Below are 15,682 nucleotides of genomic sequence, written 5' to 3'. Positions count from 1 at the left end.
TTTTTATATTAATTTCGGATTACGATTGAAAATAACTTTCTTAAGATCCGTAAAGTCTGATCTGTAAAGTCTTCTACATTACTCGAGGAAGCTGTTTTATTTCCAAATATCATGGAAAATAACGCTTTTTGATCCTCGACGGGTTCTTCCGAGGATAAGAATAGATGAATGACTGATATCCCCTTTTTTTCCGCTTCCATGACAGCTTCTGCAGTATCTAAAATCCCATTTCTATCATACCCAAAAGCAGAAGGTTCACCATCAGAGAACACCAATAAAAACTTATGTTTTTCTGTTCTTACCGATAACCTATCGGCCATCCACCTAATTGCAAACCCATCTCGATTATCTTCATTTGTTTCAAATGAAAGAATCGATAGTCCATTATCTCTGTGCTGATCTGAAAATGTATGCATCAAATCAAATACATTAGGCTGAACTTCTTCGGATGCCTTTTCTGCTTCCTCATAATACAAGGAAATTTCATGACGTACTTTCAATTGATTTAGGACGTCGTGAAATAATAACACGGCTTGTTTTGTTTCCTCGAGCTTATCAATCATTGAAGCAGATCCATCCACGAGTAGACCAAAAACAGCGTCTAGATTAACTGAAGGTGCATTTTTCCGATAAAAAGGCTTCGGTCTCTCATCAACGACTAATGTCGTTAGCTTTGTGGATAGCCTGCCTTTCATTAACCTTTCACGTTTCGCATCTTCTTTTAACTCGATTCTCTTTTTCATTTCTTCAATAAACGAGCGCACATAAGGTCTTTGCAATTCACGCCATACAATTATTTTTTTACGGTTCTCTGTATCATTTATCGGCACGACTCTTCTTTCTTCAAAAACAACATTAATATGTTCTTTTCCAAAGAGTTTTCCTGCCTTTCGTTTCGTTTCACGAGTCTCTATTTGGTCACCTTCTTGTGCGTCCGAATGTTTGCTAGTATCACCTTCTGATTGGCCAAATCCCATTTCTTCGATCTCGGCTTCTTCATTTCCAGGTGTAGCACCACTACCATCAGATTTACCTGATCGACCATGTTCAAGCTCATACTCTAAATGAACGCCTGCTTCACGCTCATTTTCTTCATGCCAAGACCTAAATACTTCTTCGATTGTTTCTTTTCTGCCTGCTTCCCCTTCATCCACCTCACCTAAGCCTTTATGATAGTGGAATACTGGAAGCTCTTCATGTATAGAATCGCCAATTGAATAATATTGATGGAATAAATCTTGATGAAATGATTTTTCCACTAGACCTGTAATTCTTTCAACGATATAGACATTGTCTTTTGTATCTTTCGAGTCATATGCATTCCCAAGTGCTGATTTTATCAAATCAATTGGAATCGGTCCCCAATCAATTTCCGAGCCAGCAAACATGCCTTCATGGAGCAATATAAATAATTCATTTAGCAGCGCATCAGCTAAAAAACCTTTTTGCATATTGGGATGTAGGCTGTTTTTATGAAAAGTGACGTAAGCGGTTCGTCTTATTTCAAATGCTTTACTGGTCCCAGGTCGATCTTTAATAATCTGATCCATGAGTCGAAATTCTTCCAACATGAGGAGAAATTCTTTCGCAAAGTTTTGTGTAGGATGTAGTGCAATCTTTTGTGTGAACTCATACCAGCTTTGGATATTGAAATACTTCCAAAATCCTGCAGTTAACAAATAGACATCAGATAATCTGCCCAAGTGCATGACCGCATCTGAGCGATGTCGCCAAAAAACACTCATAGACACAATACTCTCTTTGGGTCGAAATTCAAGCAGTTTTCGTTCTGTTAACTCAAGATAATCTGCATCAGCGAGTGCTCGTCCGACTCTTTCATATAACAAAAGCGTTTGTGTATCGACCGTTTCATCGTTAAATTGAATAAATCGATTCATCTTCACCATTTTTATCGCCTCATTTTACCCAAGTATCGACGAGCTCCATTACTAGTTTTCGTTCAATTGGATCATCTAGTTTTTCTGCAATTGCATAGCGTACTGCACGTCTGACTGGAATATGTTCAGATAGATTAATCGCATCTAATAAACTTCGAATCGATGCGGCTTCATCAGATAATAAACCGTTCATGACTTGCTTTTTCAAGTCATTTCCAATATTCAGCATAGTATTAACTAAATTCTTCGCTACATTTGGATATTCAGATTCAATTAATTCTCTTAAAACTTCCCCTTCCAAATAAGGGATAGAAAAAGAAACAAAACGATTTTTTAACGCTTCATTCATAGGTGACGTCCCTACATATCCCTCGTTTATCGCAGAAACGATTGTAAAATCTTCATGTGCATGAATGACTTCTCCAGTAAATGGGTTTGTAAGCATGCGGCGATGATCTAGAACACTATGTAAAATCGGCAAAGTCTCCGGTCTAGCCATATTAATTTCATCAATATATAAAATATGTCCTTCTTTCATTGCTTGTACTACTGGTCCTTCTACAAACTCAATTACAGTTTGGCCGTCTTTTTGAATAATTGTTTTAAACCCAAGTAGTGATTCAGCATCTAGATCAACCGAACAGTTTACACTATGCATGGGCTGATTAAAGAAATTTGAAATTGATTGGGCTAATTTTGTCTTTCCGGCACCTGATGGACCTTTTAGTAAAACAGGTTTTTTTAACACTACACTAACTAGTATATCTTCCCATAAGTAATTATCTGGTGAGATATAACCACCCTCTTGTATTAACTGTGTCTCCACATTTGTATATTTGTTTTTTAAACGTTTTGTTCGCTCATCTTCAATGAATTGATTCATTAATTTTGCCTCCCAATAAAAATCCGATTCACCATTATAAACGGGAATCGGAATCCTGATTAAATAAAATAAGTTTTATAATAGCCTCCAACTTTTCCGCTATTATCGACGACGAAGATGAATTCTTCTGTTTCATTTTTGACTTCATATTCCTTACCAGGGGTCAGAACACTATTAACAACATATTTATCAGCATTGGCATGCTCGCAAACAACTATACGATTTGCTGGTGCTGTTTTCCAATCTTTGAAGTTCATAATTCACACATCCTTTTTAATAACAGCTAATAGTGAAAAACCGACCTGCCGACAATGGCAGGTCGATTAAATTATTAAGAACCTAGCAGTAAATCTTCAGGATTTTCGATGAGTTCTTTAACCATTTTCAAGAATCCTACTGAGTCTTTACCGTCAATTACTCGGTGGTCATATGAGAGTGCAACGTACATCATTGGACGAATTTCGATATTATCACCAATTGCTACAGGACGTCTCACAATTGAGTGCATACCTAGTATACCCACTTGAGTACCATTTAATATTGGTGTTGACATTAATGAACCAAATACTCCGCCGTTCGTAATCGTAAATGATCCGCCAGTCATATCAGCGATTGTGAGCTTATTGTCACGTGCTTTCAAGGCTAATTCTCTAATTGAACCTTCAATTTCAGCAAAGTTTTTACGATCTGCATCGACTACGTTTGGCACGACAAGTCCACCGTCAGTAGAAACAGCAATACCAATATCATAGAAGTTCTTTAATAGAATTTCATCTCCGTCAATTTCAGAGTTGACGTAAGGGTATTTTTTAAGTGCTGCAACGACTGCTTTTGTGAAGAATGACATGAATCCTAAGCGCTGATCATACTGATCGAAAAACGCGTCTTTTTTACGTGAACGAAGTTCCATCACTTTTGTCATATCAATCTCATTGAAAGTTGTGAGCATTGCAGTTGATTGTCTTACCTCTAATAAGCGTTTTGCAATCGTTTGACGACGACGGGTCATTTTCTCGCGCGTAATGCGTCCATCATCTGTTGCGACTTCTTTAGAAGCAGGTGCTGCTGGTTGTGCTTTTGGTGTAGATGAATGAGCTTCAACGTCTTGTACTTTGATACGGCCCATAGGATCTACAGGATTGATCGCTGCAAGATCAATTCCTTTTTCTCTTGCTAGTTTACGAGCTGCAGGGCTTGCAAGTGTACGGTCTTCAGCACCAGTTTCTGCTGTAGGCATTTCTGCTGCTTTTTCTGGAGCTGGCGTAGCAACTGCTTCTTCTTTTGGCGCGGATGCTGCAGGTGCTCCTGAACCTTCACCAACAATTGCGATGACTTGCCCTACTTCAACTGTATCTCCTTCAGCCGCAAGATGTTCTTGCACAATACCTGCTTCTTCTGAAATAATTTCCACGTTTACTTTATCAGTTTCTAGTTCAACGATAAATTCACCGCGTTCAATATTTTCACCTGGCTGTTTAATCCATCTTGAAATTGTTCCCTCTGTAATCGATTCTGCAAGTTCTGGTACAATAATTTCTGCCACTTTAATTTTCCTCCTTATGTCATTCCGCTTTAAGCTTTTAATGCATCAGCAATAATACGTTTTTGTTCAATAGTATGGGACGCCCCGTCACCCTCTGATGGACTTGAGCGATTTATCCGGCCTACATAGGAAACTTTTTTATTGCCTGCAATTTCTTGGATATATGGTGACGCATATGACCAAGAACCCATATTTTTCGGTTCTTCTTGAACCCAGACAAGTTCTTTAACTTTTGGATAACGTGCAACAATATCAACAATTTTATCTGATGGGAATGGATATAATTGTTCTACACGTACAATGTGTAAATGATCAAAGCCTTCTCCTGTTTTAACTTGTTCAGCTAAGTCAATTGCCATTTTACCACTTGCGAACAAGATGCGTTCAACTTTTGTTTTCTTTTTCCCTGTTCCAGGTTGTTCAAGAACAGTTTGGAAGCTTCCTTCTGTTAAATCTTCAACATCTGCACCAACTAATGGGTGACGAAGTAGAGACTTAGGTGTAACAATTACGAGTGGGCGCATTGAAGGTTCTCCGAGCATCTTCGCTTGTCTGCGTAAAATATGAAAATAGTTTGCGGAACTTGATAAGTTAGCAACAGTCCAGTTGTTTTCAGCAGATAATTGTAAAAACCTTTCAAGTCTAGCACTTGTATGTTCAGGTCCTTGGCCTTCATGAGCATGTGGTAATAATAATACTAAACCAGATTTTTGGCCCCACTTCGATCTGCTCGCAGAGACGAATTGGTCAAACATCACTTGCGCCATATTGGCAAAATCACCATATTGTGCTTCCCAAATAGCAAGTGCATTTTGATTTTCTAAGTTATAGCCAAATTCATATCCTACGATTGCAGCTTCTGTTAATGGACTATTATTCACTGTGAAAGAAGCATTAGAATCTGAAATATGATGTAGCGGGACTAATTCTTCACCGGTCTTTTCATCATGTAGAACTAAATGACGCTGCGCAAATGTACCCCGTTGGACGTCTTGACCCGACAATCTAATTGGGTTACCATCTTGCAAAATCGTACCGAACGCAAGTGTTTCAGCATGAGCCCAGTCAATTTTTCCTTTACCAGTAAATGGATCTTCACGTCTCTTTAATATACGTACAAGTCTACCGAATACATCAAAGTCATTCGGAAATGCTAGCAATTCTTCATTTAGCTTACGAATTCGGTCATCTTCGACACCGGTTTCCAAATCTCTTGGAAAACCAGCAAGTACTTCTTCCGGAATTTCTAATGGCCCTTGTTTTTTGTCCTTAGAATCAGGGTGATCCCGTACAACATCATGGGCTTTTTGCATCATTGCAAATACATCGGCATCCAATTTATCTACTTCATCTGCTGTCATAATGTTATCGGAAACTAGTTTATCTCCATAAATTTTTCGAACAGTCGAATGTTGATGCACAGTATGATACATCATTGGATTTGTGACGAGTGGTTCATCCATTTCGTTATGGCCATATCGACGATAACCAAGAAGATCAATGACAATGTCTTTTCCGAACTTCTGTCTGTATCTAAATGCAAATGCAGTAACAGCAATAACAGACTCAGGGCAGTCGGCATTTACATGAATAACAGGAACCTCGAATCCTTTTGCTGGATCGGATGAGTAATGAGTTGACCTTGAATCATAGTGTTCAGTTGTAAAACCAATCATATTATTTGCAATTACATGAACAGATCCACCAGTTTGGAATCCACGTACTCGGCTGTAGTTAAACGTTTCTGGAACGATTCCTTGACCTGGGAATGCCGCATCCCCATGCACGAGAACTGCATAAGCAGAGTTTGTATCTTGTTCAGGTAATCCTATATTGTTTTTTTGTTCTTGTGCAGCTCTTGTTTGTCCTGTTACAACGGAATTCACAACCTCTAAGTGAGAAGGGTTATATGCAAGTAAGCGCTTCATACCAGACTCACCGGTATAAGTTGCACCTAAGTGGTAGACAACATCTCCATACCAACCTCGAGTTGTTTCCAATGTACCGTCTTTTGGTATAAATGGTTCATCTGAAACGCCCGCAAATAATGCAAAGAACATTTCATATGGATTATTCAGCACATGCGTAAGCACATTTAAACGTCCGCGGTGTGCCATACCAATAAGCATTTTATCTATTTTAGTTTCTTCTGAACGACGAACGAGTTCATCGAAAAGTATGACGAGTGTATCCAATCCTTCAATTGAAAAACGTTTAGCACCTACAAAAGTACGGTGAATGTATTTTTCAAATCCTTCGATTTTCGTTAATCTTTCAAGTAAATCTTTTTTGTCTTGGTCTGATAGTTTTGCAGACACTTGACCGTTTTCTATTTCTGATTGAATCCATTCCCGTTCTTGTTCATCAATAACGTGATCAAATTCAAAAGCGATTTTACCCGTGTATAAAGATTTTAAGTAGTTAATTGCATCTAGTCCATTTTCAACATTTGCAGGGACAAGATTTAAAAATAAAGACGCTGGCATTTCCTCTAAATCTCTTTCAACTAAATTATAGTATGAAAGTTCAATACGTGTTGAATCAGTTGGACGATCGTTTAGCGGATAAATATCAGCTGCAAGATGTCCGTATGTACGGATTGCTTGCTGTAGTTTGAAAGCTGCAATCACTTTACCTATATTACTTGACGGTACTACATCTCCTGTAGTAGCGACTTCCCCATCATTTTGAACAGGAGCACCGAAACGGCTAAACATTTCTGCTAAGTCAGGTGCAACCATTTCTGGGGACGACTTGAACAGATCATACATTTCCATTACATACCCAAGGTTTGGTCCCGTAAAATTATCATAAGGGGATCGATGGGCATCTGAACTTTTTGACATGAACAATGACCTCCACATTTGCCTATGGCATTTTGTGTTTTTCTTATTTTTTAAATCCTTGTTAATTTTACCATGCAAAAACTATAACTTAAAGGGTTTCGCACGAACAACCGAACATTTCTTCAAAAAATTCATTTTTTGTGTAATTGTTTGTGAAAATCACGATGAAATATCTTTGTTTCTCTTCTATTATACACGTTGTGCCATTATTAATGAAACCATTTCTTTAGGTGTTTTTGGCATTTCAGTTTTCAACATATGTTTAATCAACTCATCTTTGTCCTTTTTAAAGTCTATTAATTCTTCCGAGAATGGACGACGCGCTACTTCTTCTTCTTGAAGGACCCGAGCAGTTCCAATAGATTTAAAGAATCCTGCATTTAAAAGTTGATCTCCTCTACTTTGTGCAGCAGATAAAGGAATGAGTAACATTGGAATTCTAAGTGCCAGTAATTCAAATATCGCATTAGATCCAGCACGTGATACAGCAAAATTAGAAACTGCCAATAAATGTGGTAATTCATCGGTCACATATTCGAATTGTTTATACCCTTGATAATTCGCCATGGAAGAATCTACATTACCTTTTCCACAAAGATGGATAATATCAAAAATAGAGGTAATCAGTTGTAGATCTTTGCGAATTGCTTCATTTAAAATAGATGAGCCCTGACTGCCGCCCATCACAATAATGATAGGCTTCTCTCCGTTAAAGCCAGAAATTTGTAATCCTTTTTCTTTATTACCTTGAAATAATTCAGGTCGAATGATTGCTCCAGAACAAGTTGCCTTTCCTTGAGGGACATAATTTAAAGTTTCTTCAAATACCGTAAAAATATGATTTGAAAATGGCAGTGACATTTTATTAGCAAGTCCGGGTGTAACGTCAGACTCATGGATTACAACAGGTGTTTTAGCCACTCTTGCTGCTAAAACAACTGGTACTGAAACAAATCCACCTTTTGAAAAAATTAGTTCGGGCTTTAGCTTCCGAATAATAGATAATGCTTGAAAGAACCCTGTTCCAACTCGAAAAGGATCTGTGAAGTTTTTCATTGAAAAATATCTTCTTAATTTCCCACTTTGAATTGCATGGTACGTAACGTCGGGCTGATTATCTCCGATTAGTTCTTTTTCAATGCCTTCATGTGAACCAATATAATGGAGCTCGTAACCGCGTTCATGAAATTCAGGAATTAACGCTTCATTCACAGAGACATGACCAGCAGTGCCGCCGCCTGTTAATAATATAATCGGCCGTTTCATATGGCCTTCACCTCTTCTATATTAAATATGGATTCAATTTTATTGTACACCTCTTATTATAGCAAAGAAATCATGGTACACTACTATCTTATCGTCTAGTAAAGGGTGGTTATTAATGACTAATGCTTTGCCATTAAGGAAAAAGCCATTTAATATGGCAAAAATTGTTATGCCGATTCTAATCACACAGGTCGCCCTCTATATGATTACGTTCTTCGATATACTTATGACTGGACGGTACGATACATACCATCTTGCAGGAGTAACAATTGGGTCTTCTTTTTGGGTGCCGGTTTATACGGGACTTGCTGGAATATTAATGGCGCTTACGCCAATTATTGCCCAACTCGTCGGGTCTAAGCAGAAAGATGACGTCAGGCCCTCTGTTCAACAAGGATTATACGTTGCGATTGTGCTATCTGCAATTGTCTTTATAGTTATATTCTTCGTCGTTACGCCATTCATAGAATCTATGCCACTTGAAGAACAAGTCAGCGTTATTGCGATCGACTATTTAAGAGGGATGAGTTTTGGTCTACTTCCCCTATTTGGTTATACTGTACTACGATCTTTCTTTGATGCGCTGGGCGCAACGCGTGTATCGATGTCAGTTATTCTTTTGGCGACCCCCATTAATATTTTATTAAACTACCTTCTAATTTTTGGGAATTGGGGTTTCCCGGAACTTGGTGGTGCTGGGGCTGGGTATGCTGCTGCAATCACCTATTGGATTGTGTTCCTAATTGCATGCGTAATCGCCCGAGGATTGGGACCATTTGTTGACTATCAATTATTTGCGCAGTGGGGAAAAGTTTCATTCGCAAAGTGGAAAGAAATTTTACTTATTGGGGTGCCTATTGGTCTTGCAATTTTTGTTGAAATCAGTATTTTTTCAGCAGTTACGCTATTTATGGCTAACTATTCAACAGAAGTTATTTCTGCTCATCAAATTGCACTGAATTTCACATCGCTTCTTTATATGATTCCGCTTAGCATTTCAATGGGAGCGACTATTTTAATCGGTCAAGAAATAGGTGCAGGACGAACACGCGATGCGAAGCAGTACAGTTACATGGGTGTTGGACTAGCGATTGTATTTAGCTTTATTTCGATTACGATTTTACTGCTATTTAGAGAGCAGATTGCTTCGATTTATACGAATGATTTAAATATTGTTGAATTATCCATTCATTTCTTTATTTACGCTGCGATTTTCCAATTGTCTGATGCAGTCCAAGCGCCGGTCCAAGGAGCGCTCCGAGGATACAAAGATGTGAACGTAACATTCATTATGGCAATCGTTTCATACTGGGTTATTGGGTTACCAGTTGGTTATCTGATGGCAACCTATACGGAGCTCGGCCCCTATGGTTATTGGATTGGACTAATTGTCGGTCTGACAATCGGTGCGATTACACTTGCTGGTAGACTTCGCTATATCCAAAAAAAGAAGTTCATGTAGACTTCAATATGCTCAAAAAAGAAATTCATGTAAACGACTAAACCCGCGGGAGCTATTATATGCTACGCGGGTTTTCGATTTAATTCAGTATACCAGACCGTGTAATCTCCGCCTTTACCTTAACATTAATCGGTATCTCGGAAAAAGTATCTTGCCATTTCCCTTTATTCCAAAGTGTTGGATGGAATGCTCGAGCCGTTCGACCGAAACCAATGACGTCACTTTTGGCTTCTTGTAATTTCTTTATAACGTCGTTAAAATCCTTTGTCAGCTCGCTTGAGAGGAATTTCTCTAATTCTTTCCTGGTTTTATCTTCATCTAGATGATCATGAGAAAATTCTTCTACAGCCAATTTCAAGTTATAAGTTGCATCGATTTTACTGTCAGTAAACTCCCATTTCTTTTTGTATCTGCCGAGTTCAACAGTGATTGGAGACGTTTTACCATCTTTCTCCCACATGTAAGTGAAATTCGAATACTTTCCAGGATTTTTTTGAATAACTTGGGCGATAATGGACTCCTTTTCATCCAATGTGTGTCCCGTAAAAATTTTTTCACTGAACAAGGCTAACCCTGACATTTCAGGTAGACCTGTCGTTTCCGACATTTTAACGAATGGCAATGAGAGGTCAATTGCGTCGTCAAAAATAATTCCAGCAGTTCTCTGGATGTCGATATCAGGTATAACGGAGTACAATATGGCAGATTCCAAAATAGAACTATAGAATTTAGGTAGCTCTAAGGGCATTTTTTCTGTCTTCTCCATATACGAAGACATTTCTCCTTCTACAACCACAAATCTACTACTTAACCGGTTACGTGGTGTTCTAAAGAAGGCATCGAGGACCTCAATTATATTTGACTGCACAGTTTCCGTACTAAGGAGTATTACTTCCAATTGTGAAACATCAAGAATTTCACTCGACTTTCGATTCGCATCGAGACGAGATTCCCTCATGGATACGCCATTTCCTTCGACAGTCGAATAACTGATGGCGCCATTAGATACTGCGGTAAATGTGTAATGTGCAGTTAAATCTCCAAGTCCCCCCTCTATACCAATAAGTGGAACGAGGGTAAGATCCTTGAATAGTCGTTCATCCCAACACCCTGCCAATAGGAATGTACATATGATGGAAATTGATGCAATTTTCTTCATTTCCCTTTCCTCCTATTCGTAGCAATGACGACGACTGGAATGATGATAGCAAATAGAAGGTGAGCATAGATGATTATGTCAATAAGTTGGTCTACATACTGCTTTGAAACGAAGAATAAAGGCAACAGAATAAGCAATGCATGCCAAATGATTACGTCCCTTTTCTTATTTTTCTTAGTATGGAGCCGATGGACATACAATGCGGAAAATGAAATAATTGCAACGGTAATGATGCTCCAAATCATCCAAATGTAAAGGAAAAACAAGTCAAGCCGCTCGACAAAAGTCACTTCCTGTGATTTTAAAATATAAAGGAGTGGTTCGGGAACCCGTTCCAATCCTGGGAGCGTGAAAAATAAGATTGTAAGAACGACGGAGTAAAAGAAAAAGATAAACCATGTCATTTGGTAGACGAATAACGGGAAACCTTTTATTTTCTCCTTGATATCGACGTGCCTTCTGAAAAATAAAAATAATTCAATTCCTAAAAATGCAGTTTGTGCCTTTAAAAGACCTTCAATCCAATCCTTTCCACTCGCTTCTCCTAAAGGGAATATATTCGTCCATACGAGATCACTCCAAGTAAACTGTAAAAATAGAAAAAAAATGAAGATGAGTGGAACTAGAACGACACTTAAATTGATGACCGTTTCCGGCTTACTCAAATTTGCGTACAGCGATATACTAACTAGCGCTGTGATGACGATAAATTGAGGCGTTTCTGGGAAGCCCCATACCGCTAATGTATAATCGATGTATGCTATATAGGTCACTGCAACAAAAAACCAGTACCCTTTATACAACCACCCGACGAAAGGACCAACAGTAAACTTCTTATAATACTTTTCATAAAAGAGTAGCAGCATGTAGTGAATGGCCCCAGCAACGATAAAAACTAGCCATGCATCCCTGCCAACTGCATTAATGAACGGTGAAGGAAAGGAGAAGAATGCCGACCCTGTCTGTGTAATTATTAGAATTAGAAAAAACTGGAATCTTGATAAGTTGATTGTCAAGTTTCTCCCCCATCCTTTTGCTCGGCCCCTCCGTGAGTGAATGTTTGTTGTTGCTTATGAGTTTTATAATATGGAATCCTGAAGAATATATTTTTGAAACGAGTAGGATCAAACGGTATGAACGGTGACAAGTAGGGCTGTTTTAGTGAAGATTGATTCATCATATGGATAAATAAAAGAAGTGCCGCAATAGTGATGCCGAAAAACCCGAAAAGGGATGCTGCAATCATGAAAGGAAATCTGATGATCCGTATTGTCATATTCATTTCGACATTCGGTACGACAAAACTGGAGATTGCAGTCATCGCTACGACAATGACCATCAAATTCGACACAAGTCCTGCATTTACAATCGCATCACCTATGACAAGCCCGCCTACAATTCCGATTGTCGGACCAACAGGTGCCGGTAATCGGATAGTCGCTTCACGGATGACTTCTATAAATATTTCCACAATAAACGCTTCAAATATAGGACGATATGGGATATCTTGTACTGCAACTTTCACTTTTTCACTAATTTCAACAGGCAAAATTTCCGAATGGAAACCGACTACGGCAATATAAAAAGCTGGAAGGAAAACAGCTATCAAGAAACTAAACAACCTAAGAATTCGAAAGAAAGATCCGACAATGACACGTCCATTAAAGTCGTCTGGTGATTCGTAAAATGAAAAAAAAGTAATTGGAGCAATGAGGGCTGAAGGAGCATCGTCGGTAAAAATAACGATTTTCCCTTCCAATAAATTCGCAACAGCACGGTCAGTCCTTTCCGTGTACAGGAGTTGCGGGAAAGGAGTCCAAACGGAATCTTCTAAGTAATCTTCAATCTGTCCGATGCTGAATACCTTAGGTGTATCCATTCCCTCCAATCGGTTTTTAACATCCTTAACTACTTCTTTATCAGCAATTGTTTCGATATAGACATACATTACTCTCGTATTTGTCTCACTTCCGAGTCGTAACTCTTTTACAACTAAATCTGGCATTGTGAGATGCTTTCTAATGAGTGAAATATTTTTGTCGATGCTTTCCACGAAGCCTTCATGGGAACCCCGAATGACGAATTCATTCGTTGGTTCATTTGGCGAACGAACTGTAATGTTTGGAATCGTAATTTTTAGTAGCTTATTTGTTTTTGGAAAAACGATTGCGACTGAACCAAGGCAAACCGCATCGGTCATTGTCGACATCGAAAAAGGAAGTACAGTTGAAGCTCCCGTCTCTCCCCAGTCTGGAATTCCGTCTTTAGCTCTGTTTCTCAAGATTTCCAGTTGTTCATTCAATGTACCGCCTTCAGTTAACACTGAAAAATAACAAACAATTGCAGATTGACCTTCCCACTCTATCTCCTCAACAAAAAGGTCAGAAGTATTATGAAATCGTTCTTTTATATATAAAATTAAACTACTCGTCGAAAGCGTTTCCGTCATACCCTCACCCCATGGATAAAGTATGCGCACGGCTGTTATTATCTAAACGTCAAACATCTAGTGAAAAATACATAATAATATTATGTAAAGCTGCTAATTGGTTTTCAAAGTGTCTAAACAGAAAAGCGATTCCCTATTGCCATTTTTAGGCTAAGAGAATCGCTTTTTAAAATATCTATTTTATTTTGAGATAAATTGTTGTGTCCAATAGTTACCATTTTTATCGTACCCAATTCCAATATGTGTGAAATCAGATGATAAAATATTTGCTTTATGTCCAGGTGAGTTCATCCACCCTTTAACGACTTCTTCAGGCGTACGTTGACCCATTGCAATATTTTCTCCGGCCGAACGATATGAAACGCCAAATTGTTTCATTTGATCAAATGGAGAGCCATATGTAGGGCTTGTGTGTGAGAAATACCCTTTTGATGACATATCTTTTGATTTAGCACGGGCTGAATCCATTAACTTACTGTCTGATTGTAATGGTTTTAAACCTGCTTTTTGTCTTTCAGCATTTGTTAAATCAATTACTTGTTTTTCAATTGCTGAAACTGAAGCATTTGGTGTAGCCTCAACTGGTTTAGCTGGTTTTTCTGGTGTTGGTGCTGGTGTAGTTGGTACTGGTGCTGGTTTTGCTTCAGGTGTTGGCTTAGCTTCTGGAGCTGGCTTTGCCTCTGGTGTTGGCTTAGCTTCCGGAGCTGGCTTTGCCTCTGGTGTTGGCTTGGCTTCTGGAGCTGGTTTTGCCTCCGGTGCAGGTTTAGCTTCTGGAGCTGGTTTTGCTTCAGGTGCAGGCTTAGCTTCTGGCGCAGGTTGAGCTGTATTAGTCTTCGCTACCTCCAGATATTTGGCGAAACCTTTCATCAATTCATTTTGAATTGCTTTGAAGCCATTCTTTTTCAGTTCTTTATTACTGAAATCGAACTGTTTGTTGGCAAAGTCAACATATCCGATATACTGTACTTTTTGTACCTGTATATTGTTTGTTGAATATGAAGCTTCTACACTATTGTTGTTCGGCAGTAAGAGTGCCGAACCGAGTAAGATGACCGCTATCGATTTTTTCATCTCTTAACTCCTCCCTTCGCAATCTATCATAACGTCTATGAGATTGTGAAACTTGGAATTTTATAGAAGCTAAACCAAACACCATATAACTACTCTTGCTATGGGATGCTTCAAAATGATAACTGGATACTTTTGGTGTACTTTGTTTTTATTACTACTATTTTTGGGTTGACGACTTTAGTTTTTATCGTATTCTATGTCTTCGATTCCCTCTCCGATCATGACGAGTCTCGGTTCCATATTCACATATTCCGGCATCCAATTTACCATTCCATAAGCATATTGAAACAAATAAGGATTTTTCGTTCCAACTATCGGAACAAATCCTTTCATTCGATACACAGTATCGGGAAGTGATTTCACCCAGTCCTCAAAAACATCCATTTTGACACTGTCAGAAAATGTGATGAGTTTAGACGATAATGGGAGGTTGGCACCTGAAATAATGTTTGTCGGTGCTTTCTTATCGTTTTTTTGGAGTACTTCTTCTATATAAGAAAAGGATAATTTAGCATTTACCGTTTGGACAATTGGTACTGTAGGATTAAAATTGGAGATTTCCATTGTTACTCTTGCAAGTTCACTTTCTGTTAAAAGATCTGACTTATTTACTAATAGTAAATGTGCATGTCTAATCTGTTCCATGTAGAGTGCTCGGATTCTTGGTGATAACGTGTCACGGTTAAGCCACAGTTTACTATCTGCAACCGTCACGATTCCCTTCACTTGTAAGCGATCAGCAAACAATGGTGAATAGACAGCATCTAATGCTTCAACAGGATGAGCGGCCCCTGTCGTTTCTATTAAAATAACATCAATTTTCTCGTTTTCTTCTAGTAAGCCTTGAAGTTGAGCTTCTGTTTTTTCTGCACCAGAGCAGCATATACAACCATCAAGTAATTCTTTAAGTGGAATATTGCTATCTATTGAATTTGAATCTACTTTTAACTCTCCAAATTCGTTCATAAATACGGCTGGTTTTTTCCCCATTGCTTTCAATTCTTGAATGACATTTACCAATAAAGAAGTTTTGCCACTTCCGAGAAACCCACTAAACAAATATACATCTATCAACACAGTCACCTCAGTTTTATAATTATGAAAG

At 38.5% G+C, this 15,682-nt stretch carries 12 protein-coding genes; 1 reads left to right on the top strand and 11 read right to left on the bottom strand.

The window, feature by feature from the left end:
- Positions 1-8 precede the first annotated feature (8 nt).
- The 6 genes from AC25Y1_RS11510 to murG all read right to left on the bottom strand — a co-directional run bounded on the left by AC25Y1_RS11510 (position 9) and on the right by murG (position 8,436).
- Complete coding sequence (locus tag AC25Y1_RS11510) at positions 9-1,907, bottom strand: vWA domain-containing protein (protein WP_488148137.1); 1,899 nt, start codon at positions 1,905-1,907, stop codon at positions 9-11.
- A 10-nt stretch (positions 1,908-1,917) separates the two neighbouring features.
- Positions 1,918-2,781 (bottom strand): AAA family ATPase, encoded by an 864-nt coding sequence (locus tag AC25Y1_RS11505; RefSeq protein WP_488148136.1) that lies wholly within the window; start codon positions 2,779-2,781, stop codon positions 1,918-1,920.
- Positions 2,782-2,840: 59 nt separating this feature from the next.
- Positions 2,841-3,038 carry a DUF6501 family protein gene (locus tag AC25Y1_RS11500; protein WP_488148135.1) on the bottom strand — a complete coding sequence of 66 codons (198 nt, stop codon included), beginning with the start codon at positions 3,036-3,038 and terminating at the stop codon, positions 2,841-2,843.
- Between the two features lie 74 nt (positions 3,039-3,112).
- On the bottom strand, positions 3,113-4,324 hold the full coding sequence (gene odhB / locus AC25Y1_RS11495) for a 2-oxoglutarate dehydrogenase complex dihydrolipoyllysine-residue succinyltransferase (protein ID WP_488148134.1): 1,212 nt from the start codon (positions 4,322-4,324) through the stop codon (positions 3,113-3,115).
- Between the two features lie 29 nt (positions 4,325-4,353).
- The gene (locus tag AC25Y1_RS11490) at positions 4,354-7,170 is read right to left on the bottom strand and encodes a 2-oxoglutarate dehydrogenase E1 component (RefSeq protein ID WP_488148133.1); all 2,817 of its coding nucleotides are present in this window, start codon (positions 7,168-7,170) and stop codon (positions 4,354-4,356) included.
- A gap of 189 nt (positions 7,171-7,359) precedes the next feature.
- Positions 7,360-8,436, bottom strand: a complete 1,077-nt coding sequence (murG, locus tag AC25Y1_RS11485) for an undecaprenyldiphospho-muramoylpentapeptide beta-N-acetylglucosaminyltransferase (RefSeq protein ID WP_488148132.1) — start codon at positions 8,434-8,436, stop codon at positions 7,360-7,362.
- Between the two features lie 115 nt (positions 8,437-8,551).
- Between murG and AC25Y1_RS11480 the strand changes: the two genes are divergently transcribed.
- Positions 8,552-9,898 carry an MATE family efflux transporter gene (locus tag AC25Y1_RS11480; RefSeq protein WP_488148131.1) on the top strand — a complete coding sequence of 449 codons (1,347 nt, stop codon included), beginning with the start codon at positions 8,552-8,554 and terminating at the stop codon, positions 9,896-9,898.
- Between the two features lie 79 nt (positions 9,899-9,977).
- On the opposite strand, the gene AC25Y1_RS11475 is transcribed toward AC25Y1_RS11480, so the two are convergent.
- From AC25Y1_RS11475 to AC25Y1_RS11455, 5 genes are all read right to left on the bottom strand, one after another.
- Positions 9,978-11,057 (bottom strand): Ger(x)C family spore germination protein, encoded by a 1,080-nt coding sequence (locus AC25Y1_RS11475; protein WP_488148130.1) that lies wholly within the window; start codon positions 11,055-11,057, stop codon positions 9,978-9,980.
- Complete coding sequence (locus AC25Y1_RS11470; RefSeq protein ID WP_488148129.1) at positions 11,054-12,073, bottom strand: GerAB/ArcD/ProY family transporter; 1,020 nt, start codon at positions 12,071-12,073, stop codon at positions 11,054-11,056. The genes AC25Y1_RS11475 and AC25Y1_RS11470 overlap by 4 nt, the downstream gene beginning before the upstream one ends.
- A complete protein-coding gene (locus AC25Y1_RS11465; RefSeq protein ID WP_488148128.1) occupies positions 12,070-13,506 on the bottom strand; it encodes a spore germination protein in 1,437 nt (478 codons plus the stop codon). Before AC25Y1_RS11465 ends, AC25Y1_RS11470 begins: the two co-directional genes overlap by 4 nt.
- A 180-nt stretch (positions 13,507-13,686) precedes the next feature.
- Positions 13,687-14,577 (bottom strand): CAP domain-containing protein, encoded by an 891-nt coding sequence (locus AC25Y1_RS11460; protein WP_488148127.1) that lies wholly within the window; start codon positions 14,575-14,577, stop codon positions 13,687-13,689.
- 177 nt (positions 14,578-14,754) lie between these two features.
- Positions 14,755-15,651, bottom strand: coding sequence for a CobW family GTP-binding protein (locus tag AC25Y1_RS11455; protein WP_488148126.1), 897 nt, complete (start codon positions 15,649-15,651; stop codon positions 14,755-14,757).
- Positions 15,652-15,682 lie beyond the last annotated feature (31 nt).

The organism is Sporosarcina sp. Y1009, assembly GCF_057669865.1.
The sequence above is the reverse complement of the archived record's forward strand: the minus strand, read 5'-3'. Positions and strand labels throughout refer to the sequence as shown.